Origin of the sequence: Mesorhizobium sp. B2-5-11, assembly GCF_006440835.1 — a bacterium.
Classification (GTDB): domain Bacteria; phylum Pseudomonadota; class Alphaproteobacteria; order Rhizobiales; family Rhizobiaceae; genus Mesorhizobium.
In genome coordinates this window covers 1-25706 of sequence record NZ_VFUK01000018.1, presented here as the reverse complement: position 1 = coordinate 25706, position 25706 = coordinate 1, and the positions used below count along the sequence as shown (strand labels likewise).

At 62.4% G+C, this 25706-nt stretch carries 23 protein-coding genes; 16 read left to right on the top strand and 7 right to left on the bottom strand.

Features of this window, described 5'->3' with window-relative positions:
* On the bottom strand, positions 1–1167 hold the full coding sequence (locus tag FJ490_RS30935) for a mandelate racemase/muconate lactonizing enzyme family protein (RefSeq protein ID WP_140729593.1): 1167 nt from the start codon (positions 1165–1167) through the stop codon (positions 1–3).
* 52 nt (positions 1168–1219) lie between these two features.
* On the bottom strand, positions 1220–1930 hold the full coding sequence (locus tag FJ490_RS30930) for a GntR family transcriptional regulator (protein ID WP_140496537.1): 711 nt from the start codon (positions 1928–1930) through the stop codon (positions 1220–1222).
* 214 nt (positions 1931–2144) lie between these two features.
* Between FJ490_RS30930 and FJ490_RS30925 the strand changes: the two genes are divergently transcribed.
* The 8 genes from FJ490_RS30925 (at position 2145) to FJ490_RS30890 (ending at position 10113) form a co-directional block, all read left to right on the top strand.
* Positions 2145–3623: a sugar ABC transporter substrate-binding protein gene (locus FJ490_RS30925; protein WP_140729592.1), complete on the top strand. Its 1479-nt coding sequence runs from the start codon at positions 2145–2147 to the stop codon at positions 3621–3623.
* 78 nt (positions 3624–3701) lie between these two features.
* Positions 3702–4661, top strand: a complete 960-nt coding sequence (locus FJ490_RS30920; RefSeq protein WP_140557668.1) for a sugar ABC transporter permease — start codon at positions 3702–3704, stop codon at positions 4659–4661.
* On the top strand, positions 4658–5548 hold the full coding sequence (locus tag FJ490_RS30915; RefSeq protein ID WP_140496543.1) for a carbohydrate ABC transporter permease: 891 nt from the start codon (positions 4658–4660) through the stop codon (positions 5546–5548). Before FJ490_RS30920 ends, FJ490_RS30915 begins: the two co-directional genes overlap by 4 nt.
* A gap of 10 nt (positions 5549–5558) precedes the next feature.
* Positions 5559–6656, top strand: a complete 1098-nt coding sequence (locus FJ490_RS30910; RefSeq protein ID WP_140496545.1) for an ABC transporter ATP-binding protein — start codon at positions 5559–5561, stop codon at positions 6654–6656.
* A gap of 31 nt (positions 6657–6687) precedes the next feature.
* Complete coding sequence (locus FJ490_RS30905; protein WP_140564773.1) at positions 6688–7851, top strand: mandelate racemase/muconate lactonizing enzyme family protein; 1164 nt, start codon at positions 6688–6690, stop codon at positions 7849–7851.
* A 24-nt stretch (positions 7852–7875) separates the two neighbouring features.
* Complete coding sequence (locus FJ490_RS30900) at positions 7876–8616, top strand: ribonuclease activity regulator RraA (RefSeq protein WP_140496549.1); 741 nt, start codon at positions 7876–7878, stop codon at positions 8614–8616.
* Between the two features lie 785 nt (positions 8617–9401).
* Positions 9402–9698 carry a hypothetical protein gene (locus tag FJ490_RS30895; protein ID WP_140729591.1) on the top strand — a complete coding sequence of 99 codons (297 nt, stop codon included), beginning with the start codon at positions 9402–9404 and terminating at the stop codon, positions 9696–9698.
* A 70-nt stretch (positions 9699–9768) separates the two neighbouring features.
* Complete coding sequence (locus tag FJ490_RS30890) at positions 9769–10113, top strand: hypothetical protein (RefSeq protein WP_140496551.1); 345 nt, start codon at positions 9769–9771, stop codon at positions 10111–10113.
* Between the two features lie 115 nt (positions 10114–10228).
* Here the strand turns inward: FJ490_RS30890 and ggt are convergent, their stop codons facing one another.
* From ggt to FJ490_RS30875, 3 genes are all read right to left on the bottom strand, one after another.
* The gene (ggt, locus tag FJ490_RS30885; RefSeq protein ID WP_140685006.1) at positions 10229–11968 is read right to left on the bottom strand and encodes a gamma-glutamyltransferase; all 1740 of its coding nucleotides are present in this window, start codon (positions 11966–11968) and stop codon (positions 10229–10231) included.
* A gap of 214 nt (positions 11969–12182) precedes the next feature.
* On the bottom strand, positions 12183–13475 hold the full coding sequence (gene rhaI / locus FJ490_RS30880) for an L-rhamnose catabolism isomerase (RefSeq protein ID WP_140557661.1): 1293 nt from the start codon (positions 13473–13475) through the stop codon (positions 12183–12185).
* Between the two features lie 87 nt (positions 13476–13562).
* Positions 13563–15665: a bifunctional rhamnulose-1-phosphate aldolase/short-chain dehydrogenase gene (locus FJ490_RS30875; RefSeq protein WP_140729590.1), complete on the bottom strand. Its 2103-nt coding sequence runs from the start codon at positions 15663–15665 to the stop codon at positions 13563–13565.
* A gap of 187 nt (positions 15666–15852) precedes the next feature.
* On the opposite strand from FJ490_RS30875, the gene FJ490_RS30870 reads away from it, so the two are divergent.
* From FJ490_RS30870 to FJ490_RS30840, 7 genes are all read left to right on the top strand, one after another.
* A complete protein-coding gene (locus FJ490_RS30870) occupies positions 15853–16656 on the top strand; it encodes a DeoR/GlpR family DNA-binding transcription regulator (protein ID WP_140496559.1) in 804 nt (267 codons plus the stop codon).
* 56 nt (positions 16657–16712) lie between these two features.
* Positions 16713–17708, top strand: coding sequence for a rhamnose ABC transporter substrate-binding protein (rhaS, locus tag FJ490_RS30865; RefSeq protein ID WP_140496561.1), 996 nt, complete (start codon positions 16713–16715; stop codon positions 17706–17708).
* Positions 17709–17789: 81 nt separating this feature from the next.
* Positions 17790–19331 carry a sugar ABC transporter ATP-binding protein gene (locus tag FJ490_RS30860; RefSeq protein ID WP_140729589.1) on the top strand — a complete coding sequence of 514 codons (1542 nt, stop codon included), beginning with the start codon at positions 17790–17792 and terminating at the stop codon, positions 19329–19331.
* On the top strand, positions 19328–20305 hold the full coding sequence (locus tag FJ490_RS30855) for an ABC transporter permease (protein WP_140496565.1): 978 nt from the start codon (positions 19328–19330) through the stop codon (positions 20303–20305). Before FJ490_RS30860 ends, FJ490_RS30855 begins: the two co-directional genes overlap by 4 nt.
* Positions 20302–21297 carry an ABC transporter permease gene (locus FJ490_RS30850; protein ID WP_140729588.1) on the top strand — a complete coding sequence of 332 codons (996 nt, stop codon included), beginning with the start codon at positions 20302–20304 and terminating at the stop codon, positions 21295–21297. The genes FJ490_RS30855 and FJ490_RS30850 overlap by 4 nt, the downstream gene beginning before the upstream one ends.
* Positions 21297–21614: an L-rhamnose mutarotase gene (gene rhaM, locus FJ490_RS30845; RefSeq protein ID WP_140496569.1), complete on the top strand. Its 318-nt coding sequence runs from the start codon at positions 21297–21299 to the stop codon at positions 21612–21614. Before FJ490_RS30850 ends, rhaM begins: the two co-directional genes overlap by 1 nt.
* Entirely contained in the window at positions 21611–22987 is a 1377-nt protein-coding gene (locus FJ490_RS30840) for an FGGY-family carbohydrate kinase (protein ID WP_140729587.1), read from the top strand. The genes rhaM and FJ490_RS30840 overlap by 4 nt, the downstream gene beginning before the upstream one ends.
* Positions 22988–23003: 16 nt before the next feature.
* Here the strand turns inward: FJ490_RS30840 and FJ490_RS30835 are convergent, their stop codons facing one another.
* Both FJ490_RS30835 and galE read right to left on the bottom strand, forming a co-directional pair.
* A complete protein-coding gene (locus tag FJ490_RS30835; protein WP_140496573.1) occupies positions 23004–24254 on the bottom strand; it encodes a D-amino acid dehydrogenase in 1251 nt (416 codons plus the stop codon).
* Positions 24255–24360: 106 nt separating this feature from the next.
* Entirely contained in the window at positions 24361–25356 is a 996-nt protein-coding gene (gene galE / locus FJ490_RS30830; RefSeq protein WP_140496575.1) for a UDP-glucose 4-epimerase GalE, read from the bottom strand.
* 114 nt (positions 25357–25470) lie between these two features.
* Here galE and FJ490_RS32975 point away from each other — a divergent pair.
* A partial coding sequence (locus FJ490_RS32975) for a hypothetical protein (protein ID WP_140528008.1) occupies positions 25471–25706 on the top strand: 236 nt, incomplete at its 3' end.

Below are 25706 nucleotides of genomic sequence, written 5' to 3'. Positions count from 1 at the left end.
TCAGCCCAGCTCAATCTCGTGGGCTTGCAGGTACTCGCGGTCCATCTCGATGCCGAGACCGGGCTTCGACGTCAGTTTCAGGCTGCCGTTCGAAACGTCGAGCGGTGTGTCGATGAGATGATCGTATTTACCCAGGTTCCACTCCGACGTCTCGAGCTTGTAGAAGTTAGGAACTGTCATCATCACCTGCGCCCCCGCCACCACGTTGATCGGCCCCGCGGCGTCATGCGGCGAGACCGGGACGTAGTAGGCTTCGCACAGGGCAGAGATCTTCTTGAGTTCGGTAATGCCGCCGGTCCAGGTGACGTCAGGCATGATGTAGTCAGCGAGCTTGTTTTCGAGCACCGGCACGAAGTCCCACTTGGTGTGGCCGCGTTCGCCCCACGAGATGGCGGCGCTGACCTTCTCACGCACCTGCTTGAGGGCATTGAGGCTCTCGGGCGGGCAAGGCTCCTCGAACCAGTCGATCTGGCCGGCTTCCTCGAGGCTTCGGCAGAGGCGAATGGCGGTCGGAACGTCGAAACGGCCGTGCGCATCGATGAGGATATCGACATCAGGGCCCGCCGTTTCGCGGATCAGAGCCGTGAGTTCGGCCGCTTCGCGCTCGTCCTTGCGAGTCATGCTGCCATCGAGGTAGCCGTCCCGCTGTTCGCGCGACACGCCATCGGCGCTACGTCCCTGATGCGGGAAAGGATCAAACTTGAGCGCGGTGTGTCCGGACTCGACGATGTCCCGAATTTCGCGGACCACCGCCTCCTTGCTGGTAAATTTGGACTGGTTAGGATGGGTGTAGAGCGCGATTTCATCGCGCACCGGTCCGCCCAGCAGTTCGTAGATGGGCTTGCCCAAAACTTTGCCCCGGATGTCCCAGAGAGCTATGTCGATGGCGCTCACGCATTCGACCGCGGCGCCGCGACTGCCCATATAGGTGAAGCTGCGGAAAATCTTGTGCCAGAGATGCTCGATTCGGGCCGGGTCCTCGCCGGTCACGGCGGCGCCGATCTGCCGCAGGATCGTGCAGAGAGCGCGGTTGGCGAGCCTGGTGGTGGTCGTGATCTCTCCCCAGCCGCTCACCCCCTCGTCGGTCGTCACTTCGACGAACAGGTACTCTCCCCAATAGGACGCATCGGACTTGATCAGCCACGGCCGAATGCTCGTAATTTTCATGTCAGCTACCTCTGTCTGATCGTCGGGCTAGCGATGTTCTGGAACGGGCATTCTATCCGGCCCGAGCGGCGTTGCGCGCACGCATATGTTCGAGGATGTGCCGGCCGGAGCCCTCGACATGGCGAGCAACGAGTTCGGCCGCCTTGTCGGCGTCTCCGGCTTTTACGAACGCGATGAGCTCGCGGTGCTCGCGAATGATCGCGGCACGCCGGGCAAGCGTGAAATTGAAACGCCGGCTCACGGCTCGCAGCACTTCACGATGCTTCCACCAAAGCTCGGCGGCATGGCGGTTGTAATGCCGCTGGTACATCACGGTGTGGAAGGCGGTATCCAGCTCGCTGTGCCTGAACGTATCGGCGAAGTTGTTCTCTTCAATCAGGTCCTGGAGACGTTGGAGTTCGGCGATGTCCTCGCCGGTGGCCATATTCACAAACCATCGCGTCAGAGCCGGCTCGATCAGAACGCCGATCTCATAAATGTCGCGGACAAACTCCTGATCGATAGGCCGGACGCGCGCCCCGCGGTTGGGGAGAAAGGTGACAAAGCCTTCGCCGCGCAACAGCTGCAAGGCTTCGCGCACGGGGTTGGTCGAGGTGCCGTGGCGCCGGGCGAGATCAGTGACCACGAGCCGTTCGTTGGCGGCAAGCCGTCCCTCGATGATGTCTTCCCTGATCAGCTCATAAAGCGAGGCGCCTTCGCTGGACGCCCCTATGGGGTCAATCCCCACCGGTGGCTTGGCTTTGAAATCGTTTGGTTCGGCCAAGGCCGGCTCCCCTGGATTAATACACACCCTTTCCGATTAACACGCAAAGTTTCGATAAACAATGTACGATCTAACGCGTTGACAGGCAATTCATGATCTGAAAACGTACAAGGCTCCCGAACGGGTACACAGATACAAAGACGTCCTGCGATCAAACGAGCAAGACCGCTTTGCCTCGCCGCAAAGCGGCATGGGAGAACCAGGGAGGATACCTATGACGAGGATTATACTCGGCAGTGCGGTCCTGCGCGGCACTGTCGTCAGCGTTTTGGCGGCATCGCTGATGTCCACATCGGCGCTGGGCGCGCCGCCGGTCGACCTCAGCAAGTGGTCGCCGGAATATGTCCGCGCCATTGCGGGAACACAGGATTTCGACACGGCGGCCGATTGTGCCAAGGTCACCCCGCTGGACTACAAGGGGCGACTGACCTTCTGGTATCAGGGCGTGTTCGAGGGCGACCCCGACCTCCTGCGCCAGTACTACAAGGAATTCTTCGAAACCTTCCGCAAGACCTATCCAAACATCCAGCTCGAGGAACAAGCCCTCACCTATAACGATCTTCTCGACAAGTTCCGCACCGCGCTCCTCGGCAATGCCGCGCCGATGGCGGTCCGCTTGCAAATCCTGGGTGGTACCGAATTCGCTTCAAAAGGCTATCTGCAGCCGCTGAAGCCCGAGGATGTGGGCTATTCGACCGAGGACTTCTGGCCCGGCGCCATGAAGGCCGTGACCTGGGACGGGGTGACCTACGGCATTCCAACCAACAACGAAACGATGGCGTTCATCTGGAACGCCGACATCTTCAAACGCGCCGGCCTCGATCCGGACAAGCCACCGGCAACCTGGGACGACGTCATCAAGTATTCCAAGCAGATCCACGACAAGCTCGGCATTGCCGGGTATGGCCTCGTGGCTCGCAAGAATGCCGGCAATACGCCGTATCGCTTCATGCCGCAGCTATGGGCCTATGGTGGCGGCGTCTTCGACGAAGCGGCGGCAAGCCCGACCTATGAGCAGGTCGAACTCGACAGCCCGCAGAGCAAGGCGGCGCTGCAGGCTTCCTACGACATGTATGTTCGCGACAAGTCGGTTCCGGTTTCGGCACTCACCAACCAGCAGGCCGATAACCAGCCCCTGTTCGTCGCCGGCCAACTCGGCATGATGATCTCGCACCCGTCCGACTACAATGTCATGCTCGACCTGCAGAAGAAGGCGACGGGCACCGACAAGGACAAGGCGCAGACCGTCATCGACAACATGCGCTACGGCCTGATCCCGGCCGGGCCCGACGGCAAGCGCGCGGTCGTGTTCGGCGGCTCGAACATCCACATCCTGAAGCCCGAATATGTCGAAGGCGGCAAGGTAGACGAGCCGGCGGCGAAGGCTATCATCTGCATGTGGACGAGCCCTGAATGGTCGCTGAAGATGGCCTATGCCGGATCGAATCCCGGCAACCTGAACGGCTTCAAGACCAAATGGATGAAGGAACGTCTGGACAACATCAAATTCCTCGATGTCACGACCTCGATGCTGCCATACGGCATCCCGTTCCCGGCGCTGCCGCAGGCCCCGGAGATCATGAACATCATCGTCCCGGACATGCTGCAGAATGCTCTGACCGGAGCGATGACCGTCGACCAGGCGGCGGACGACGCGGCCCAGAAGGTGAAAGACCTGATGGGCGGGCTCTAGCCTGCGCCTGACCCACGACCTGACCGGCTGCGCTGACAGCGCAGCCGGTTCGTTCCGAAGAAACAAGGGCATACCATCGTGACGATCGTGACCGGCAAGGCCGAGGCGCGCCGAAAATTGCAACCCGGCAGGTCCGGTGCGCTGCGGAATATCTGGGAGCATCGCGCCGACTACGCGTACGTGCTGCCCGCGATCGCCGTGATGCTCATCGTCATCGCCTATCCGATCTACTACACGATCGAGCTGTCGTTCTATAAGACGCCGCCCGGCTTGCAGCTTCGTGACAAGACCTTCATCGGCTTCGACAACTACACGGCCATCCTCACCAGCGAGGTGTTCTGGAAAGTCACCTGGAACACGCTGATCTGGACATTCGGGTCCACCTTCATCTCCTTTGTCCTGGGGTTTGCCACTGCGCTGGCGCTCCACCGCGACTTTATCGGACGCGGTGTGCTGCGCGCTATCCTGATCATTCCCTGGGTCATCAGCGCGGTCGCCGCCTCCTATATCTGGAAGTGGATCTACCATTCGGATTTCGGCATCATCGGCGCAGTGCTGGTCGGCCTCGGATTGGCCGACCGACCGCCGAATTTCATCGACAACGTCAGCACGGTTCTCCCCTCGCTGATCGTCGTCAATATCTGGCGCGAGTTTCCGTTCGCCATGATCATGATGATGGCGGGCCTGCAGACAGTCCCCGAGCAGTTGCTGCTCGCCGCGAAAGTTGACGGAGCCAATGCCTGGCAGCGCTTCTGGCACGTCACCTTCCCGCATCTGCGCAACGTCTCGGTGGTGACGATCCTGCTGCTGGCAGTGGCCAACTTCAATTCCTTCATCATCCCCTGGATCATGACCGGCGGCGGGCCGTCGAACGCATCGCATATCTGGATCACCCATATTTACGAACTCGCCTTCGGCCGGCAGCGCTGGGGCGTGGCATCGGCCTATTCGGTGCTCCTGTTCATCATCCTGATGACGCTGGGCTACTTCTACGTCCGTGCGCTGAGCGGCAACGAGCGGAAGGAGGGCGGCGTATGAGCGCGATTGCCGAGACGGTCTCCCGAGGCCAGACCCGTCGCCGTATGCGCGTCGACGGATGGCGGTGGGCCGGGCGCATCTTCCTCGTTTTCATGCTGCTTTATACGGCGTTGCCGATGATCTGGATGCTGATCACCTCGATCAAATCGGGGTTCGCGGCGACGCAATTCCCGCCGCAATGGTGGCCGGACGAGCCGACCCTCGCCAGCTATCAGAAATTGCTCGATCCGCAGAACAGCGTCGGCCAGGACTTCCTCCGCTTCTTCTGGAACAGCCTGTTCGTGTCGACCGTCACGACAATCCTTTCCGTGATCGTGGCTGTCCCCGCGGCCTACGCTTTTTCGCGCTTCAGTTTCCCCGGACGGAACTTCCTGTTCTTCGCCGTTTTGCTGCGCAACATGTTCCCGGCAGTGATCTTTCTCGTGCCGCTCTTCATCCTGATGCGCGCGATCGGCCTGGTGAACACGCACGGCTCGCTCATTCTCACCTATCTGACCTTCGGGCTGCCGCTGGCGATCTGGCTGCTCAAGGGCTTCTACGACAACATCCCGGTGCAACTCGAGCAGGCGGCGCGCATCGACGGCGCAACGCGGTTCCAGGCCTTCATCCTGATCGTGATGCCGCTCTCGACGCCTGGGATCATCGCCACCGCGATCTATTCCTTCATCGGCGCGTGGAACGAATACATCTACGCCTACACCTTCCTTTCCAAGAACGAGCAATTGACGCTGCCGGTCGGCATCCAGCGCTTCTTCTCGGAAAACACGACGGACTTTCCGGGCCTGATGGCGGCCAGCTTCATGATGAGCGTGCCCGTCGTGGTGCTGTTCCTCGTCCTGCAACGATACTTCGTACGCGCCCTTACAGAAGGCGCGGTCAAGCATTAGGGAGTTGCCGATGGCCCACGTGGTCCTCAAAGATCTCGTCAAGACCTATGGCGGCTTCAAAGCTGTCAACGATGTTTCGCTGACGGTCAATGACGGCGAATTCGTTGCGCTGGTCGGCCCTTCAGGCTGCGGCAAGACAACCACGCTCAATCTCGTCGCGGGGCTGACCTCGATCACATCGGGCGACATCGTCATCGGAGACCGGGTGGTCAATGATCTCGACCCCAAGGACCGGGACATCGCAATGGTGTTCCAGAACTACGCGCTGTACCCGCAGAAATCGGTCTACAAGAACCTGGCGTTCCCGCTGCAGATGCGCAAACTCTCCAGGGACGAGATCGACAAGAAGGTCAGGGAAGCGGCGCGCGTTCTCGACATGACGCACCTGCTCGAGCGCAAACCGCGGGAACTTTCGGGCGGGCAGCAGCAGCGCGTCGCCCTTGGCCGTGCCCTCGTCCGCGACCCCGCTGTGTTCCTCATGGACGAGCCGCTCTCCAACCTCGACGCCAAACTGCGCGTGCAGATGCGATCCGAGATCAAGCGCTTCCACCAGGACCTCAAGGCAACGATCATCTACGTGACGCACGACCAGCTCGAAGCCGTGACCATGGCCGACAAGATGGCGGTGATGAATGGCGGCTATCTGCAGCAATACGATTCACCGGCGCAGGTCTTTGCCCATCCGGTCAACATGTTCGTCGCCAGCTTTATCGGCAGCCCGGCGATGAGTCTCATTCCGCTGGAGGCTTCGACGGCAAACGGCAGCACCGCGCTGACCAGCGCGGAAGGCTGGACGCTTGAGCTGTCGCAACTCAACGCGCGCAAGGTCCAGGGAGCGACCACCAAGAAGGTCGTGCTCGGCGCGCGGCACTCGACGATCAAGCTGCACAAAAGCGCGGTCCCGGGCGCCATTCCGGCCAAGGCCTATACGGTGGAGCCGACCGGAGACGTCACCTTCGTGCAAGCATTCCTGTCGGGCGCCATCGTCAACATCAGCGTGTCGCCCAACGTCGCCGTCAAACCTGATGAGCGGATCTGGCTCGAGTTCGACCAGGAGCGGATGCATCTGTTCGACGGCGAAACTGAAATGGCCCTCAAGGCCGATTGAGACAGGGGATGCGCGTGGAACGCGGGCGTGTATGACCAAGAACCTGAAGATCACCGCGATCAAGCCCTACCCGGTATGGGTGGGAACGCGCAACCAGATGCTCGTCAAGGTCGAGACCGACCAGGGTATCTTCGGCTGGGGCGAGAGCGGCTTGAGCGGTCGCGAGAAAGCCGTGGCGGGCGCGGTCGAGCACTATCGCGAGTTTCTCATCGGCCGCGACCCGATGCAGATCGGCCTGATCTGGCAGGAGGTTTACCGCAGTCAGTACTTCGAAGGAGGCCGGGTCCTGCAGGCGGCGATTTCCGCCATCGACATCGCCCTTCATGACATCAAAGGCAAGGCGCTGGGGGTGCCCGTCTACGAGCTGCTTGGCGGCAAGCAGCGCGACCGCGTGCCCACCTTCGCCTCGACCGGAGACGAGGCCGAGGGCGATGTTGCGATCGAACGCGCCCGCGAACTGCGCGCGCAGGGCTGGCAGGCAATCCGCTTCTTCCCCATCGGACAAAGCAGCAAGGACGTCTTCGAGCCGCGTGAATCGATCGGCCCTACGGCGAGCATGCTGAACAAAGCGCGCGAGGCGCTGGGCGATGAGGTGGTGCTCGGCGTCGATTATCATCACCGGCTGTCGGTGGCCGAGGCGGCGAGCTTCTGCAGCAAGCTCGGCCGCGGCGTGCTTGATTTCCTCGAGGAGCCGATACGGGCCGAGACACCAGAGGCGTACGAGTCCCTTCGTACGATGACCGACATCCCCTTTGCCATCGGCGAGGAATTTGCCAGCAAGTGGCAGTTCCTGCCTTACATCGAGCGCGGCATCCACCAGTTCAACCGGCTCGATGTCTGCAATGTCGGCGGGCTCACCGAGGCGATGAAAGTCGCTGGCTGGAGCGAGGCGCACTATGTGGACCTGATGCCACACAATCCCCTTGGCCCGGTGTGCACGGCCGCAACCGTGCATCTCGCCGCCGCGGTGCCCAACTTCGCGTGGCTCGAGACCAGGATCCCCGAAAGGAAGCTGGGTTTCGACAATTCCGACTTTTTCCCCGTACAGCCAAGGCTCGACGGGACCGATTATCCGGTCAGCGACCTGCCGGGGCTCGGCGTCGAGGTCAATGAAGCGGCGGTCCAGGCGCAGAGTTTCCGTTTCTGGGAAGCGCCACATCTCAAGCGCCGCGACGGCTCTGTCACCAACTGGTAATTCAATTTCAACCGGAGTCCGAAAATGACGCATACTCCCGATATCACGCGGCCGCCCAAGGACCTGATCGACGCGCTAAGGGAGATCGGCGCCGCCACGGTCGCGGGCACACTTGGCCATATGGGCTTTCGCAATCCGCACATGGTCGGCCCGGTGCCGCAGAACCATGGGAAGTCGATCGTCGGGCCGGCACTGACATTGCAGTTCATGCCGCAGAGACCGGACCTCTTCACCGAGGGAGAATATGCCGATCCGGAGACGCAACTTCACAGACATGTGCTCTACCATGCGCAGGAGGGCGACGTGGTCGTCGTCGACGCGCGCGGCGACATGAGCTCCGGTGTCTTCGGCGATATGATGTCGACCTATTTCAAGGGCAGAGGCGGTGCGGGCATTGTCATCGATGGGTGCATGCGCGACCGGCCCAATGTCGAAAAGCTCGACCTGCCTCTTTGGCTGCGCGGCTGGACGCCAAATTATCATGTGCAGACCAGCATCTATCCCAATGCGGTCAACGTTCCGATTGCCTGCGGCGGTGTCACGGTGATCCCCGGCGACATCATCGTCGCCGATGACGACGGGGTGGTGGTGCTTCCCGTCGCAATGGCCCCGAAGGTCATCGAAGAATCCCAGAAGCATCACGATTGGGAGGAATTCTCACGAATGAAACTCATGGGGGGCGCGCCGTTGCAACGCTACTATCCACTCCACCCAAGCGCGAACGACGAGTACGAGGCTTGGCGGAAAGCCAACGCCAAACCTTGATAGACAGGATGAACTGACAGTCGCCAGCGCGCGTCAGCCATTCCCCCTAATTTATCCTGGCGCCGCGCTGTGCGTCGAACAGGTGCGCCTTGCGCATCATCGTCTCCAGCCCGATCTCCTGATCAGGTTTGAATGGCGGCCGATCCCGGCTCTCCGCCCGCTCGTTGACCTAAGCTGGGTTTAATCCCTGGCCAATCCAGACCTGTCCCTGCCGAAAGCTGGCGGCTTTTGCATCGGGAGATACCTGACCGCGCTGGTGGCGACACATTACCGTAACGGAAGCGGTCCTATCATTCATTCGGTGATTTTGGGCGAGGGTCGGGGATCGTCGGCCGGGACCGTCAAAATTAGGGGACCTGATATGGCCACGCAGCTTTGTCACATAGAGACAGCATTCTCGGGAACGGGCTCGGCAATGGCTCCAAAGTTCGCGGAATCATGCGCTTGGGCGAATGCACGAGGCGTAACGATCTATCAGCGTTCAAAAACGGTATGGATCGCGGCCGGCGGCTATCGAGGCCGCGATTTGAAAGTAAAGGGACGGTCGCCTGCCACCGCGCTCGCACTATGGATTGAGGCTGTCCAGTACAGAGGTTCGACATGAGGCTGACCAACGAGGCGTCCAAGGCACGCAAGGAGATCAGCATCCATCGTATCGCCGCCCTGATACCAGCTTAGGATATCGCAGGCCGTCGCCGAAAATCGATCCCCGGCCGAGCTTTGTCCATGCGATCAGCCCGGCCGCTTTGGTCGAGCTGGTTCATCATGAGCCCGCGAGCGCCAGCATGACGCTCGCCCCAAGTACGGAACGCACCTGGCTCAACATCAAGCGGACGCCCGGAGCTGAAAATTTTAGGCGGCCGCGTCTGGCGCCGCGGCTCCGGTCGCGTAAAAATGCTTCTGTCGAAGCTCGAATCAACTCCGCCATCATGTTTTCTCCAGAAGAAACGCCCATATTAAAAACAGGTTGGCGGACCGTTGCCATTCGGGCAGATACCGCTGGAGTTGCGGCGGTGATCCGCACCCGCCAAAACGGTTGGCGCGCCCTGCCGGAACGGTTGGATATCGCGGTCAACACGTAGGGAGAAACACGCGATCGGGTTGCGCTCGGCATGTGTTGATGGTTTGTTGCCGGTCAGCGGAGAACGAGTGATGCGAGAATCCATCGGTCAAGACGAATACGGGTCGACCAGCCCCTTCGATCCGGATGACCTGCCGAATTTGAATGCGATCGGGCCGGCCATGGGTAGCGGTAATGACTTCGAGAGATACGCGGTCGCCGTCATAATCGTGTTCGGCGCCCTGATCATAGGCGGGCTGATGGCCGCGTCGATGACCTTCGGCCACCGCAACGGTTTCCTGTTCGCGCTCGGCGGCGCCACATCGGCCTGGATATCGGGAAACGCGCTTCTGCTCGACCGGCCGCGCATCTACGCACTGTTCGTCGGCATCGCGGCCCTGATGCTGATCGCATCCACCGTCACGCTGATTTCGTGACGGCTTGATCGTCAATTAGAGCGGTCGTTTCACGGAAACTCAGGTCGCCCTGTCTTTTCGTTTTCGGTGCGATTGCGGACGCGGGTTCACGCGCTTGCGGAGTGCGCCAGTCCCATCAGTAGCCGAGCGCCTCGCCGGAAGCGGCGCGGCTGTCGATGGCGCCATTGTAGCGCGCGCCGCCACCCTTCCCGATTTCCGCAAGGCTCTTGCCGCCGACCAGGATGCCCGCCGCCTGGCCCCAGGTCTTGTCGCTGAGATCGAGGTGATAACCCATGCCGGCCAGCAGCCTTTCGGTGTCCGGCGACAGTCCGAACGGCTCGATATAGACCGTGTCGGGCAGCCATTGATGATGGATGCGCGGCGCGTCGATCGCCTCCTGGATGTTCATGCGGTGGTCGATGACGTTGACGATGGCTTCCAGCGTAATGGTGATGATGCGCGAACCGCCGGGGCTGCCGATGACCATGAACGGCTTGCCGTCCTTGGCCACCACGGTCGGGCTCATCGACGACAGCGGCGTCTTCTTCGGCTGGATGGCGTTGGCCTCGCCCTGGACCAGGCCGTAGAGGTTGGGCACGCCGGGCTTCTGGGTGAAATCGTCCATCTCGTTGTTGAGCAGGATACCGGTTCCGTCGGCGACGACGCCGGCGCCAAACGAGCCGTTGAGCGTGTAGGTGACCGCGACCGCGTTGCCGTCCTTGTCGATGATCGAATAATGCGTCGTCTCCTTGCTCTCGCCGAACCCCTTCGGCATCAGGTCCTGAGAGACGCCGGCCCGGAACGGATCGATCTTGTCGCGGATATCCTTGGCGTAGGCCTTGTCCAGCAGCTTCGAGACCGGATTGTCGACGAAATCGGGATCTCCGAGCGCCGAATTGCGGTCGACATAGGCGTGGCGCATGGCTTCGACCATGACATGCACGGTCTCGGCCGAACCGGCGCCAAGATAGGACAGCGGATAGCCTTCCAGCACGTTGAGGATTTCACAGATGATGACGCCGCCGGAGCTGGGCGGCGGCGAGGAAATGATCTCGTAGCCGCGATAGGAACAGGTCACCGGCTTGAGCTCGCGCACCGCATATTGTTCGAAATCGCCCTTGGCCAGGATACCGCCCTTGGCGCCGCTTGCCTTGACGATGGCATCGGCGATGGCGCCCTTGTAGAAGGCGTCGGGGCCTTTTTCGGAAATCGCCGAGAGCGACGCGGCTAGGTCGGGTTGGACCAGCCGCTCGCCGATGCCATAGGGCTTGCCATCCGGCTTCAGGAATATGGCCGCCGCAGCGGGATCCTTCGCCAGCCTGTCGGCACCTCCGGCAAACGAGGCGGCGTCACCCTGATTGAGGATGAACCCGTCCTTGGCATAGCGAATGGCCGGCGCCATGAGGTCCTGCCGGGACAAGGTGCCGTATTTTTCGCGCGCCATCTCGAAACCGGCGACGGAGCCCGGCACGCCGACGGCGAGGTAGCCGTCGAGGCTGGCGCCTTTCACCGGTTTGCCGTCCTTGTCGAGATACATGGTCTTGGTCGCGGCCAGCGGCGCACGTTCGCGGAAATCGAGGAAGGTCGACTTGCCGTCCTTGAAGCGGACAGTCATGAAGCCGCCGCCGCCGATATTGCCGGCATTGGGATAGACGACGGCGAGCGCATAACCAACGGCGACCGCCGCATCGACGGCGTTGCCGCCCTTCTTCAGGACTTCGACGCCCACCTCCGACGCCAGATGCTGCGCGGTGACAACCATGCCGTTCTCGCCTTTGGCAGGCGCTGGCGAGGCGGCGAAGGCGGCCGCCCATGGCGCGAAAGCGATTGTGAAGGAGAGGCTGACGGCGATCAGCGTGCGGCGAGTGATATGCATGGCGAGGCTCCTGGCGGGGGACACCTAGGAAACCGTGTTGGGGTGATCGAGTCCACTAACAATTGAGGGAGCACGAGAAAGAGCCCCACCCGGATTGCCATCCGACCTCTTCCCTAGTCTAGTGGAGAGGAGGCTGTCAGCGCTCGCGCCAGTCTCTTCTCCCCAGCGGGGAGAAGGTGGCCGCGAAGCGACCGGATGAGGGGCGGGCTCGGCCTCAGACAATGCCACCGCTGCCGCCGGCAACGGCCGGGCGTTCCGCCGCGACCTTGGCGCGGTAGCCTGCCGCCCGGTAAGCGGCGACCGGATCGATGGCGCCGCCGGTGTTCAGCCGCGCCATGGCCAAGATCGGCTCGACATCGGTGCGGTAGGCTGATTTTAGCGTCTGCGTTGCCATCAGCGCGTCATTGCCGTCCTGAAAACCTTCAAGCGCCTTGCGGTCGACCAGCAGCGCCTGCGCGTAGGCGCGCTGCACCTCGACCGCGGACAGCATCAGGCTCTCGATCGGATCGGTGACGTTGTGGCTCTGGTCGAGCATATGGGCCGGATCGAAGCCGTCGGCGCCGGACAGTTCGGCGTCGACCAGTTCGTTGAAGACGAGGAACAGCCGGTAGGGGTCGATCGAACCGGCATCGAGGTCGTCGTCGCCATATTTCGAATCGTTGAAGTGGAAGCCGCCGAGTTTCCTAAACTGGATCAGCCGCGACACGATCATCTCGATGTTGACGTTGGGTGCGTGGTGGCCGAGGTCGACCAAGCAGAACGCCTTGTCGCCGAGTTCCTTGGCAATAATGTAATTGGTGCCCCAATCCTGCACGACGGTGGAATAGAAGGCAGGCTCGTATATCTTGTGTTCGGTGAACAGCTTCCAGTCAGCGGGCAGCCCGACATAGACCTCTTTCATGGCATCGAGATAGCGCTCGAACGCCTTGGCGAAGTTGACCTGGCCGGGGAAGTTCGAGCCGTCGCCGATCCACACCGTCAGCGCCTTCGACCCAAGCGTCTTGCCGATCTCGATGCATTCGAGATTGTGCTCGACCGCTTGCCGGCGCGTTCCGGCGTCGGCATGCGACAGCGAACCGAATTTGTAGGACAGCTTTTGGTCCCTGGCGTCGGAGAATGTATTGGAGTTCATGGCGTCGAAGCCGAGGCCGAAACGCGAGGCCGCCTGCTTCAGCCGGTTCGGGTCGGCCTTGTCCCAGGGAATGTGCAGCGACACCGTCGGTGTCGCCTGCGTCAATTGCTTGATGACGGCGCAATCCTCGATCTTGTCGAAGATGTCGCGCGGTTCGCCGGCGCCGGGGAAACGGGCAAAGCGCGTGCCGCCGGTACCGACACCCCAGGAGGGGATCGCCACCGCGAATTTCTCGACCTTGTCTCGGATCGCGTCGATGGCGATGCCGCGACGGTCGAGCCGTTCGCCGAGCGAGGCGTAGTCACGCTCGAGGTCGGCCTTGCGCGCGGCGTTGTTTTTTTCGACGACGTCAGCCGAGATGATGGTTTCGGACACTGCTGTTCCTCCCAGATTTCGTTCGGCTGGCGCTGCCCCTCATCCGCCTGCCGGCACCTTCTCCCCGTGAACGGGGAGAAGGAAGGCCTAGCGCGTAAAGCTTTGCGCGTTGCCGGCGTCGACATTGACGATGTTGCCGGTCGACTTGGCCGACATGTCGGAGGCGAAGAAATAGATCGCTTCGGCGATGTCCTCGGGAAACACCGAGCGCTTCAGCATCGAGCGCGAGCGGTAATGTTCCTCAAGGTCGTCGGTCGACATCTTGTAGGCGGCGGCGCGCTGTTCCTTCCACTCGCCGGACCAGATCTTGGAGCCGCGCAGTACGGCGTCCGGATTGACGACGTTGACCCTGATCTGCGCCTCCGCGCCCTCAAGCGCCAAGCAGCGGGCGAGATGAATCTCGGCGGCCTTGGCGGTGCAATAGGCGGCAGCGTTCGGCGAGGCGGCAAGGCCGTTCTTGGAGGCGACGAAAACGACGTTGCCGCCGATCTTCTGCACCCTGAACAGCCGGAACGCTTCCCGCGAGACCAGGAAATATCCCGTCGACAGGATGTCCATGTTCTTGTTCCACAGCGCCAGCGTCGTGTCCTCGATCGGCGCCGAGGAGGCGAGGCCCGCGTTGGAGACCAGAATATCAATGCCGCCGAACTCGACCGCCGTTTCGGCAAAGCCGGCGACGACCTGATCCTCCGACGTGACGTTGATGACCACGGGGCGGACAAAATCCTTGCCATAGGCCTTGGCCAGTTCGTCGTTGGCGCTGGCAAGTGCTGTCTCGTCGATGTCGGCGAGCACCACGCAGGCGCCTTCGCGCAGCAGCCGGCTCGCCGTCGCGCGGCCGATGCCGCCCGCGCCGCCAGTGACGAGCGCGATCTTGCCGGCAAGAGCCTTGGGCTTCGGCATGCGCTGCAGCTTCAGATCCTCGAGCAGCCAGTATTCGATGTCGAAGGCTTCCTGCGCAGGCAGGCCGACATAGGAGGAGACGGTCGAGGCGCCGCGCATGACGTTGATGGCGTTGACGTAGAACTCCCCCGAAATGCGCGCCGTGGCCTTGTCGCCGGCGAAGGTGAACATGCCGACGCCGGGCATCAGATAGACCACGGCATTGGGATCGCGGATGGCGGGCGAGTCCGCATGCTTGCAGCTGTCATAATAGGCCTGGTAGCCTACGCGGTATTCGGCAATGTCGTCGGCCAGCCGCGCGATGACGGCATCGACATTGGGCTTGGCCGGATCGAACTCGATGACCAGCGGCCGGATCTTGGTGCGCAGGAAATGGTCCGGGCATGAGGTGCCGAGTGCCGCCAGCGGGCGCAGATCCCTGGAATTGACGAATTCGAGCACGGCGGCGGAATCGTCGAAATGGCCGAGCTTATGGCTCTTTTCCGAGATCAGGCCGCGGATCCTCGGCATCAGCTTCGCGGCGATGGCGCGGCGTTCGGCGGGGTCGAGCGACTTGACCGCTTCGCCACCGAAAATGGCGACACCCTCGGAACGCCGCTCGAACCACTCGATCGCCTGGTTGATCACCGAGATCGTCGTTTCGTAGCATTCCTTCGGGCTGTCGCCCCATGTGAACAGGCCGTGGCTTTCCAGGATGACGCCCTTGGCGGCTGGATGGTCGAGGCAGAATTTCTCCAGCCACAGGCCAAGTTCGAAGCCCGGCCGCTTCCACGGCAGCCAGCCTATGGCGTCGCCGAAGATTTCCTTCGTCAGGGCCTTGGAATCTTTGGCGGCAGCGATGGCGATGATGGCGTCGGGATGCATGTGATCGACATAGGGCTTCGGCACGTAGGCATGCAGCGGCGTGTCGATCGAGGCCGCGCGCGGATTGAGATTGAAGGTGCAGTGGGGCAGATAACCCACCATCTCGTCTTCATGCTCGACGCCGCGATAAAGGCCTTTGAGGGCTCGCAATTTGTCCATGTAGAGCGTGGCAAAACCATCAAGCTTGATCGAAGCGCTGTCGCCGCCGGAGCCCTTCACCCACAGCACTTCCACGTCCTGTCCGGTGAGCGGATCCTGTTGCCGGATTTTCGACGATGTGTTGCCGCCGCCGTAATTGGTGACACACTTGTCGGAGCCGAGCGTGTTCGAACGATAGACCAGAAGCTCGGGATCGCTCATCCCCCTTACCTTCGCATCATCCCAAAGATTGGCGAGGCGCGAGCCGGAGCGCTTGTCGAGCATGGGTAATCCTCCCTTGAAGCGCGGACGGTGCGCTCCTCTTTTCGTCGGGAATGTCTACGCAAGGCGGGGCTTTGTCAATCACAAACGATCAACATCAATCATATTGCACTGCACAATGAAATTATATGATCGGAAATGATTGACACTGCGCGATTTCTAATGCCAGATGGCCATGCAGGGAGGAACCATGCACGAAAAAGAGCGCCACAGGATCATTCTGTCCGCCGTCCAGGAAAAGCCTGTGGTGACGGTGCAGGAAATGGTCGACCTGACGGAGTCGTCCGAGGCGACGATCCGGCGCGATATCGCGGCCCTGCACGTGCAAAAGCGACTGCGCCGGGTGCGCGGCGGCGCCGAGGCGATCACGCCGCCACAGTTCATCGGCCTTGCCGGCCGGCCTTTTTCCGTCAACGAGACGCTCAACGCCGCGCAGAAGCGGGCGATAGCGCGGGAAGCGGTGGAGCTCTGCAAGGACGGCGAGCCGATCATCATCAACGGCGGCACCACCACCTTCCAGATGGTGCATTTCCTGACCGGCCGCCGCATGCCGATCTTCACCAATTCCTTCCCGATCGCCGAAAGCCTGCTCAAGCACTCCAAGAACACGGTGATGCTGTCCGGCGGCACCATCTACCGCGAGCAGAACATCATCCTGTCGCCCTTCGACAATGACGTGACGCGCAATTTCTACGCGCGCCGCATGTTCATGGGCGCCCAGGGGCTCGGGCCGCTCGGCCTGATGGAAGGCGATCCGCTGTTGATCCAGGCGGAGCAGAAGTTGATCGACCAGGCCGACGAGCTGGTGGTGCTGGTCGATTCCTCGAAATTCCGCAAACGCTCCAGCCTGATCCTGTGCGGCCTGTCGCGCATCGCCACCGTCATCACCGACGACGGCATCGAGGACCGCGAGGCAAAGATGCTCGAAACAGCGGGGGTAACGCTGATCGTCGCCCGCAAGTCGGCAAAGGAAGAATCTTCGCTGCAAGCCTGAGACACCCTCACGCCCGCAGCGGCGATGGAATGCAACGCTCAAGGGAGGAATATTCGATGAGCTTTCTGAAGAAACTGATGGTTACGGCGGCCTTTTCCGCCGCCATGGTCGTGAATGCCGCCTATGCCGAGAACGTCAAGATCGCGCTGGTGGTGAAGTCGCTCGGCAACGGCTTCTTCGACGCCGCCAACAAGGGCGCCGAAGAGGCGGCCAAGGAACTGGGCGATGTCGACATCATCTACACCGGCCCGACCAAGGCGACCGCCGAAGCGCAAATCGAGGTGGTCAATTCACTGATCGCGCAAAAGGTCAACGCTATCGCCATCTCGGCCAATGACGCCGACGCGCTGGTGCCGGTGCTGAAGAAGGCCATGGAGCGCGGCATCACCGTCATCTCCTGGGATTCGGGCGTCGCCAAGGAAGGCCGCCAGCTTCACCTGAACCCGTCCGACACCGGCCTGATCGGCGAGACCATCATCAAGCTCGCCGCCGACTATTTGCCGGAGGGCGGCGACGTCGCCATCCTGTCGGCCTCCTCGACCGCGACCAACCAGAATGCCTGGATCGACGCGGCCAAGAAGGTGCTGCCGGAGAAATTCCCGAAGATCAAGCTCGTCGCCACCGTCTATGGCGACGACGATTCGGCCAAGAGCACCGACGAAGCCAAGGGCCTCTTGAAGTCCTATCCGAACCTGAAGGCGATCATCGCGCCGACCACCGTCGGCGTCGTCGCCGCTGCCCAGGTCGTCACCGATGAGAAGCTGATCGGCAAGGTCAACGTCACCGGCCTCGCGCTGCCGTCGGAGTTCAAGAAGTTCATCGACAACGGCGCTTCACAGGCCGTGGCTCTTTGGAACCCGATCGATCTCGGTTACTCCGCCGTCTACCTCGCCCACGATCTGGCGGTGAAGAAGGAAGAGGCCAAGCCCGGTGCGACGCTGTCGATCGGCCGCGTCGGCAAGGTCACGCTCGACGACACCAATTCGGCTGCGATGGCTCCGCCCTTCCAGTTCGACAAGACCAACATCGAGAAGTTCTCCAAGATCTACTGATCCGGAGCTTCAAGCTGACGCGGCGGGGTTCACGCCCCGCCGCAACTTCAAACGCACCTTGTTTCAGGGCTTGATACGACCATGGACACGACAGCCCAACACGGCACGGTGAAGGATGGGCCCCAGGCCTCCACGCCACGCCTGACGCTGTCCGGCATCTCGAAGAGCTTTCCCGGCGTGCGCGCGCTGCACAATGTCAGCCTCTCGCTCTATCCGGGCCAGGTGACGGCGCTGATCGGCGAGAACGGCGCCGGCAAGTCGACGCTGGTCAAGATCATGACCGGCATCTACCAGCCCGATGCGGGCACGATCAGCATAGACGGGCAGGACGTCACCCTGCCCAGCGCGCACGCCGCCTTCGGCCATGGCGTTACCGCCATCCATCAGGAAACCGTGCTGTTCGACGATCTGACGGTCGCCGAAAACATCTTTCTCGGCCATGCGCCGCGCACCCGCTTTGGCACCATCGACTGGCGCACCATGCGCAGAAATGCGCGCGAAGTGCTCGACACCATGCATGCCGGCCATATCGACGCCGATGCAAGGCTGAAGGACCTCGGCATCGCCAACAAGCATCTCGTTGCCGTGGCGCGGGCCATGTCGATCGACGCGCAGATCGTCATCATGGACGAACCGACGGCCGCCCTTTCGATGAAGGAGATCGAAGAGCTCTTTTTGCTGATCGAGTTCCTCAAGAGCGAAGGCAAGGCGATCCTGTTCATCAGCCACAAGTTCGACGAGATCTACCGCATCGCCGACCGCTACACCGTGTTCCGCGACGGCGAGATGGTCGGCGAAGGGCTGATCAAGGATGCCGCCCAGAGCCAGATCGTGCGCATGATGGTGGGCCGTGCGGTCGATCACATCTTTCCACAGCGCAAGGCCGAGATCGGCGCGCAGGTGCTGTCGGTCTCCGGCCTGTCGCACCCCACCGAATTCAACGACATCGGTTTCGAACTGCACAAGGGCGAGATTCTCGGCTTCTACGGTCTTGTGGGCGCCGGCCGCAGCGAGGTGATGCAGGCGATTTCAGGGATCACTCGCACCTCCGGCGGCACGATCACGCTGGACGGCAAGTCGATCGTGCCGAAATCGGCGGCGGATTCGATCGAGGCCGGCATCGTCTACGTGCCGGAGGAACGCGGCAAGCAAGGCGTGGTGATCGGCCTGCCCATCTTCCAGAATGTTTCTCTCCCGTCGCTGGCACGCACCTCCAAATCCGGCGTGCTGCGGCTGGCGGAGGAATTTTCGCTCGCCCGCTCCTACACCGAGCGGCTCGACCTCAGGGCCTCCTCGCTCAGCCAGGATGTCGGCACGCTGTCGGGCGGCAACCAGCAGAAGATCGTCATTGCCAAATGGCTGGCGACCACGCCCAAGGTCATCATCCTGGACGAGCCGACCAAGGGCATCGACATCGGCTCCAAGGCCGCCGTGCACGGCTTCATGGCCGAGCTGGTGGCGCAAGGCCTGTCGGTTATCATGGTGTCGTCGGAGCTGCCCGAAATCCTCGGCATGTCCGACCGCGTCGTCGTCATGCGCGAGGGCCTTGTCGCGGCCGTCTACGACAACAACGGACTGGACGCCGAGACGCTGGTCCGGACGGCGGCGGGGATTGCGGCATGAAGGCTTTGCTGAAATATCGCGAAATCTGGTTGCTGGCGGCCATTCTCGTGCTGATCGGGCTGATCTCGACGCGTTTTCCCGCCTTCGCCGACCCCGGCAATTTGCGCCAGGTGTTCAACGACACCTCGATCCTGATGATCCTGGCGCTCGGGCAGATGGTGGTCATCCTGACCCGTTCGATCGACCTGTCGATGGCATCGAACCTCTGCTTCACCGGCATGGTGGTGGCGATGCTGAACGCCGCTCACCCGGCGATCCCGATCCCGCTGCTGATCGTCATTGCCCTGGTCGTCGGCCTGGTGCTCGGCGCCATCAACGGCCTTCTGGTGTGGCGGCTGAACATCCCCTCGATCGTGGTGACATTGGGCACGCTGACCATCTATCGCGGCGCCACCTTCGTCATCTCCGGCGGCGCCTGGGTCAATGCCGACAAGATGAGCCCCGAGTTCATCGGCTTCCAACGCGCGGCCTTACTCGGCATTCCGGTGCTGTCCTGGATCGCCATTCTGGTCATCGCGCTGTTCTTCATCCTGATGACGCGCACCGCGCTCGGCCGCTCGATCTATGCCATCGGCGTCAATCCTACGGCGTCGGTTTATGCCGGCATCGATGTCGGGCGGACGAAATTCATCGTCTTCTGCATCTCCGGCATGATCGGCGGGCTCGCCGGCTATCTCTGGATCTCACGCTACGTGATCGCCTCGGTCGAGGTCGCCAATGGCTACGAGCTCAACATCATCGCCGCTTGCGTCATCGGCGGCATCTCGATTGCCGGCGGCATCGGTTCGGTCGGGGGCGCGGTGTTGGGGGCGCTGTTCCTGGGCATCATCTCCAACGCGCTGCCGGTCATCAACATCTCGCCCTTCTGGCAGATGGCGATTTCGGGCAGCGCCATCATCCTCGCCGTCGTGCTCAACGCGCGCGGCGAACGCCAGCAGGGCCGCATCATCCTGAGAAAAATGGAGGCGGCATGAGCGACGTCCCTGCCCCGCGCCACATTCCGGACCGGCTCGACAAGCCGTTTCGTTCGGCGATCTTTTCCTGGGAAGCGCTGCTGGTCGTGGTGGCCCTCGCCATCTTCGCCATCAACAGCTTCGCCTCGCCCTATTTCCTCGACCCCTATTCGCTGTCGGACCTGACCTTCAACTTCACCGAGAAGGGCCTGATCGCCTTCGCCATGGCGCTGCTGATCATTTCGGGCGAGATCGACCTGTCGGTCGCCGCCATCATCGCGCTGGCCTCGACCATGATGGGCATGGCGGTGCAGGCCGGCGCCGGAACGCCGGTGCTGGTGGCGATCGGCACCGTCGTCGGGCTCGGCTGCGGGGCCTTCAACGGCCTTCTGGTCACGAGGCTTGGCCTGCCCTCGATCGTCGTCACCATCGGCACGATGAGCCTGTTTCGAGGCATCGCCTTCATCATCCTCGGCGACCAGGCCTACAAGGGTTATCCCGAGAGCTTCGCCTTCTTCGGCCAGGGTTACGTCCGGTGGGTGGTGTCGTTCGAATTGGTGCTCTTTCTCATCGCCGCCGTCGTCTACTGGTTCGTGCTGCACCGCACGAGTTTCGGCCGCCGCGTCTTCGCCATCGGCAACAATCCGGTCGCGGCACAGTTTTCCGGCGTGCGTGTCGGCCGCATCAAGTTCATCCTGTTCTGCCTGACCGGGCTGATGTCCGGCATCGCCTCGGTGCTGATCACCTCCCGGCTCGGTTCGACCCGTCCCTCGATCGCGCAGGGCTATGAGCTGGAAGTCATCACCATGGTGGTGCTTGGCGGCGTCAGCATCCTTGGCGGCGCAGGCAGCATTGTCGGCGTCGTGCTCGCCGCCTTCATCATGGGGCTGGTGACCTTCGGGCTCGGCCTGCTCAACGTGCCCGGCATCGTCATGTCGATCTTCATCGGCCTGCTCCTGATCATCGTCATCGCGCTGCCGATCGTCTGGCGGCGGCTGCGCGGGGGACGCTGATGGCCGAAAAATACGCGTTCAAGATGATGCTCAAGCCCGGCATGAAGGCGGAATACAAGAAGCGTCACGACGAGATATGGCCATCGCTGGTCGCGCTGTTGAAGCAGGCCGGGGTTTCCGACTATTCCATCCATCTCGACGAGGAGACCAACATCCTGTTCGGCGTGCTGTGGCGGCGGGACGACCATGGCATGGCCGACCTGCCGAAGCATCCGGTGATGCAGCGCTGGTGGGCAGACATGGCCGACCTCATGGAGACCAGGCCTGACAATGAGCCGGTGGCCGTGCCCCTGGAAACCATGTTCCACATGGCATGAGTGCCCCGCGCCACATCGCCGTCATCGACATCGGCAAGACCAACGCCAAGGTGGCGCTGGTCGACCTCGCCACTCTGAGTGAGGTCGCGCTGCGCCGAATGGCGAACGCGCCGGTGCGGCAAGCTCCCTACCCGCATCACGACGTCGAGGCGCTGTGGGCCTTCATCCTCGACAGTCTTGCCGATCTCAACCGCGAACAGACCATCGACGCCGTTTCGATCACTACCCATGGCGCGACGGGCGCTCTGGTTGAGGCCTCCGGCGAACTGGTGTTGCCCGTGCTCGACTACGAATTCGACGGCCCCGAGGAACTCGCGGCCGAGTATGACGCGATCCGTCCGCCCTTCGCTGAAACCGGCACGCCGCGGCTGCCGCTCGGCCTCAATCTCGGCGCGCAATTCTTCTGGCAGCAGAAGCGCTTTCCGACGGAATTCGCCAGGGCAACGGCGATGTTGATGTATCCCCAATATTGGGCGCTGCGGCTGACCGGCATCGCCGCCAACGAGGTGACCTCGCTCGGCTGCCACACCGATCTGTGGAACCCGTGGAAAGCGGATTTTTCGGCAATGATCGACCGCCTCGGTTGGCGCGCGTTGATGGCGCCGGTGCGGCCGGCAAGGGACCGGCTCGGCCCGCTCCTGCCGGCGCTTGCCGAGCGAACGGGGCTCGATCCGCGGACGCCTGTGTTCTGCGGCCTGCACGATTCCAACGCCTCGCTGTTGCCGCATCTTCTCGCCGACGCGCCGCCTTTCAGCGTCGTCTCGACCGGCACCTGGGTGGTGTCGATGTCGGTCAGCGGCAGATCGGTGGCGCTCGACCCGGCGCGTGATACGCTGGTCAACGTCAACGCGCTGGGCGATCCCGTGCCATCGGCGCGCTTCATGGGCGGCCGCGAATTTTCCGTGCTGACGGATGATCAGCCGGAGAACTGGACCGAAGACGATGTCGGGGCCGTGCTGGCAAAAAGGACGCTGCTGCTGCCATCGACACAACAGGGGTCGGGACCGTTCCCGCATCATGCGGCGGCGTGGCTCAACGCTGACGGCATGAACAGCGGCCAGCGCTTTGCCGCCATCTCTTTCTATCTGGCGCTGATGACGGCGACCTGCCTCGATCTGATCGGCGCCGACGGCCCGACCATTGTCGAAGGCCCTTTCGCCCGCAACCGGCTCTTTGTCGGCATGCTGGCGGCGGCGACCGCCAGAAGCGTCGTCGCCTCCGAAGCCGCGACCGGCACCAGCATCGGTGCCGCGTTGCTGGCATCGGACAAGGCTGAGGCGCATGGCAAGGGCTTGAGACAAGAACCGCCGGTCGACCCCGCCTTGACGGATTATGCAAGCACCTGGCGTGCGGCGGTCGAAGGGCGGGGCTAACTACGGATCCGCTTGCCTAATCTTCATAGACCAGCCCCTGTGGATCGATTTCGGGCTTTCGGCCGGCGACGAGATCGGCGAGGAATTTGCCCGAGCCGCAGGCCATGGTCCATCCGACATGGCCGTGGCCGGTGTCGAGATAGAGATTTTTGTAGCGGGCCCGGCCGATGACCGGCACGGAATTGGGCATCATCGGCCGCAGGCCCGCCCAGAACATGGCCTTCTTCTCGTCGAAGGCGCCAGGGAAAAGATCCTTGCCGGTGCTGATGATGGTGTTGAAGTCAGCGGGCTTGAAGCTTCGGTCAAAGCCGGTGAACTCGGCCGTCGAGGACATCCGCAAGCGGTTGCCCAGCCTGGAATAGCCGATCAGCCGGTCCTCGTCGGCGCCACCCATAGTCGGCCCCTTGCTTTCGTCCTCCAGGGGGATCGTCGCGGTATAGCCTTTCACCGGATAAACCGGCAGGTCGATGCCGTAGCGGCGGCCGAGTAGGCCGCTTTCCGGGCCCATTGCGATGACAACCGCATCGCCGGCCACCGGGCCTGACGAGGTGATGACGGCCCGCACCCTGTCGCCTTCGATATCGAAACCTTCGACCGTGGTGCCGAACCGGAACTCGGCGCCAAGCCTCTCGGTCGCATAGGCGGCGAGCCTGTCGACAAACAGTTTGGAATCGCCAGTCTGGTCAGTGGGCGAATAAACCCCGCCGGCTATCTTGTCCTTCACCCCGGCAAGCCCCGGCTCCAGTTCGACCAGCCGGTCGCGCCCGACGATCTCGATCGGCAAGCCATGCTCGGCAAGATAGCGATAATTGTCGGTCCCGGTGTCGAGACTCTTCTGCGAGCGGAAGAAGTAGAGGATGCCCTTCTTGCGCTCGTCATAGTGGATGCCGGTCGCCTCCGACAGCGCATTGATGCAGTCGCGCGAATAGAGCGCGAGCCGCAGCTTGATGTCGGTGTTGGCGCGCAGGCGCGCCACCGTGCACTGGCGCAGGAAGCGCAGGCTCCAGGCGAGAAAATAGGGATCGAAGCGCAGTCGCACCTTGATGCCGAGATCGTGGTTGTAGAGCCCGCGCAGGAAGGTCTTCAGCGCCGCCGGGGAAGCCCAGGCGGTGGCATCGCCCGGCGACACCAGTCCGGCATTCGACTGGCTGGTGCCCCGCGCCGGCGCCGGATGACGCTCGATGACGGTGACCTCATGGCCGTCGCTCGCCAGATAGTAGGCGGCCGCCGTGCCGACGACGCCGGCCCCGAGCACCGTTATCTTCATGTCGTCCCCCCAAAAAAGGTCGAACCGGGCAGCGCGCTTCCGCACCCTCCGCGAACGCTTCCATAGCGCTTCGCGGAGCGGCTTGCGAGCCCTTGGGAAAACCCGCTCAACCGCGTGCGGAATTCTTCCCCGTCAGGATACGCTCCCAGGCGAGCGCATCTGCAACGATCTGGTCGAGATCGTCGCGTTGCGGCGTCCAGCCGAGTTCCGTCCGGGCGAGATCGGAATTGGCAACCACCGCGGCGGCGTCACCGGGGCGGCGCTCGCCCGTCCTGACCTCGAAATCATGGCCGAAGGCGCGGCGCACGCTCTCGATCACCTCCAGCACCGAGTAGCCGTGGCTGTAGCCGCAATTGGCGACGAGGCTCGCGCCCCCGGCGCGCAGCCGCTCAAGGGCCAGGCGATGCGCCGCGGCCAGGTCGCTGACATGGATATAATCGCGCATGCAGGTGCCGTCGGGCGTCGGATAATCGGTGCCGTACACCTGCATGAACGGCCGCTTGCCGAGCGCCGTCTCGCAAGCGACCTTGATCAGATGCGTGGCGCCCGGCGTCGACTGGCCGGTGCGCCCCCTGGGATCGGCGCCCGCGACGTTGAAATAGCGCAGCGCCGTATAGCGCAGGCCATGCGCGATCGCCGCATCGCGCAGCATCCATTCGCTCATCAGCTTGGAGAGGCCGTAGGGCGATTCCGGCGCCAGGCGGGCATCCTCGCGCACCGGTTCCAGCCCGGCGCCGCCATAGACGGCGGCTGTCGAGGAGAAGATGAAGTTCGGCACGCCCTCGCGCACCGCCGTTTCGATCAGCGTGCGCGTCTTGCAGGTGTTGTTCTCGTAGTAGCCGAGCGGATCGGCGACGGATTCGGGAACGACGATCGAGCCGGCAAAATGGATGATCGCATCGACATTGTTGTCGCGGATGATGGAGCCGACCAATTCCTTGTCGGCGACATCGCCGACGACCAGCTTTGCCTCCGGTGCCACCGCCCATTCGAAACCGGTCGAAAGCCGGTCGAGAACGACCACGCTTTCGCCCGCATCCAGCAATTCCCAGACCATATGGCTGCCGATATAACCGGCGCCGCCCGTCACCAAAACCGTCATTCCGCGTCCTCGCATTCAAGATCTATCGGAAACTGTCTCAATACCGCTCTACTGGAAAGCCCGCCCCATGACCAATAAAACCCTGCGTAACCGACTTGGCCGGCATATGGCATCATGTCGAAACAAAAGCGCCCTACAGGCCGTTATCGCCAGGAAATAGGCCATGATCCGCCCCTCGTTAGGAACAGGTGCGGGGCGTGGCATTTTGACCAAAACGGGCCGGTGGACGGCCAATCGGGCAATGATTATGATCCAGCGCAAAACTGGGAAGCCGACATGAATTATCAGCGGTTCTTCGAGGACGCGATCGACCAGCTCCATGCGGAACGACGCTACCGCGTCTTTGCCGA

Bases quoted from the DNA above. Each gene is read 5' to 3' on its own strand.
- FJ490_RS30935 (WP_140729593.1), bottom strand. From the start codon at position 1,167: ATGAAAATTACGAGCATTCGGCCGTGGCTGATCAAGTCCGATGCGTCC.
- FJ490_RS30850 (WP_140729588.1), top strand. From the start codon at position 20,302: ATGAGCGACGTCCCTGCCCCGCGCCACATTCCGGACCGGCTCGACAAG.
- FJ490_RS30890 (WP_140496551.1), top strand. From the start codon at position 9,769: ATGCGAGAATCCATCGGTCAAGACGAATACGGGTCGACCAGCCCCTTC.
- rhaS (WP_140496561.1), top strand. From the start codon at position 16,713: ATGAGCTTTCTGAAGAAACTGATGGTTACGGCGGCCTTTTCCGCCGCC.
- FJ490_RS30875 (WP_140729590.1), bottom strand. From the start codon at position 15,665: ATGCTCGACAAGCGCTCCGGCTCGCGCCTCGCCAATCTTTGGGATGAT.
- FJ490_RS30900 (WP_140496549.1), top strand. From the start codon at position 7,876: ATGACGCATACTCCCGATATCACGCGGCCGCCCAAGGACCTGATCGAC.
- ggt (WP_140685006.1), bottom strand. From the start codon at position 11,968: ATGCATATCACTCGCCGCACGCTGATCGCCGTCAGCCTCTCCTTCACA.
- FJ490_RS30925 (WP_140729592.1), top strand. From the start codon at position 2,145: ATGACGAGGATTATACTCGGCAGTGCGGTCCTGCGCGGCACTGTCGTC.
- FJ490_RS30870 (WP_140496559.1), top strand. From the start codon at position 15,853: ATGCACGAAAAAGAGCGCCACAGGATCATTCTGTCCGCCGTCCAGGAA.
- FJ490_RS30835 (WP_140496573.1), bottom strand. From the start codon at position 24,254: ATGAAGATAACGGTGCTCGGGGCCGGCGTCGTCGGCACGGCGGCCGCC.
- galE (WP_140496575.1), bottom strand. From the start codon at position 25,356: ATGACGGTTTTGGTGACGGGCGGCGCCGGTTATATCGGCAGCCATATG.
- FJ490_RS30860 (WP_140729589.1), top strand. From the start codon at position 17,790: ATGGACACGACAGCCCAACACGGCACGGTGAAGGATGGGCCCCAGGCC.
- FJ490_RS30905 (WP_140564773.1), top strand. From the start codon at position 6,688: ATGACCAAGAACCTGAAGATCACCGCGATCAAGCCCTACCCGGTATGG.
- FJ490_RS30895 (WP_140729591.1), top strand. From the start codon at position 9,402: ATGACGCTCGCCCCAAGTACGGAACGCACCTGGCTCAACATCAAGCGG.
- FJ490_RS30910 (WP_140496545.1), top strand. From the start codon at position 5,559: ATGGCCCACGTGGTCCTCAAAGATCTCGTCAAGACCTATGGCGGCTTC.
- FJ490_RS30915 (WP_140496543.1), top strand. From the start codon at position 4,658: ATGAGCGCGATTGCCGAGACGGTCTCCCGAGGCCAGACCCGTCGCCGT.
- rhaM (WP_140496569.1), top strand. From the start codon at position 21,297: ATGGCCGAAAAATACGCGTTCAAGATGATGCTCAAGCCCGGCATGAAG.
- FJ490_RS30855 (WP_140496565.1), top strand. From the start codon at position 19,328: ATGAAGGCTTTGCTGAAATATCGCGAAATCTGGTTGCTGGCGGCCATT.
- FJ490_RS30840 (WP_140729587.1), top strand. From the start codon at position 21,611: ATGAGTGCCCCGCGCCACATCGCCGTCATCGACATCGGCAAGACCAAC.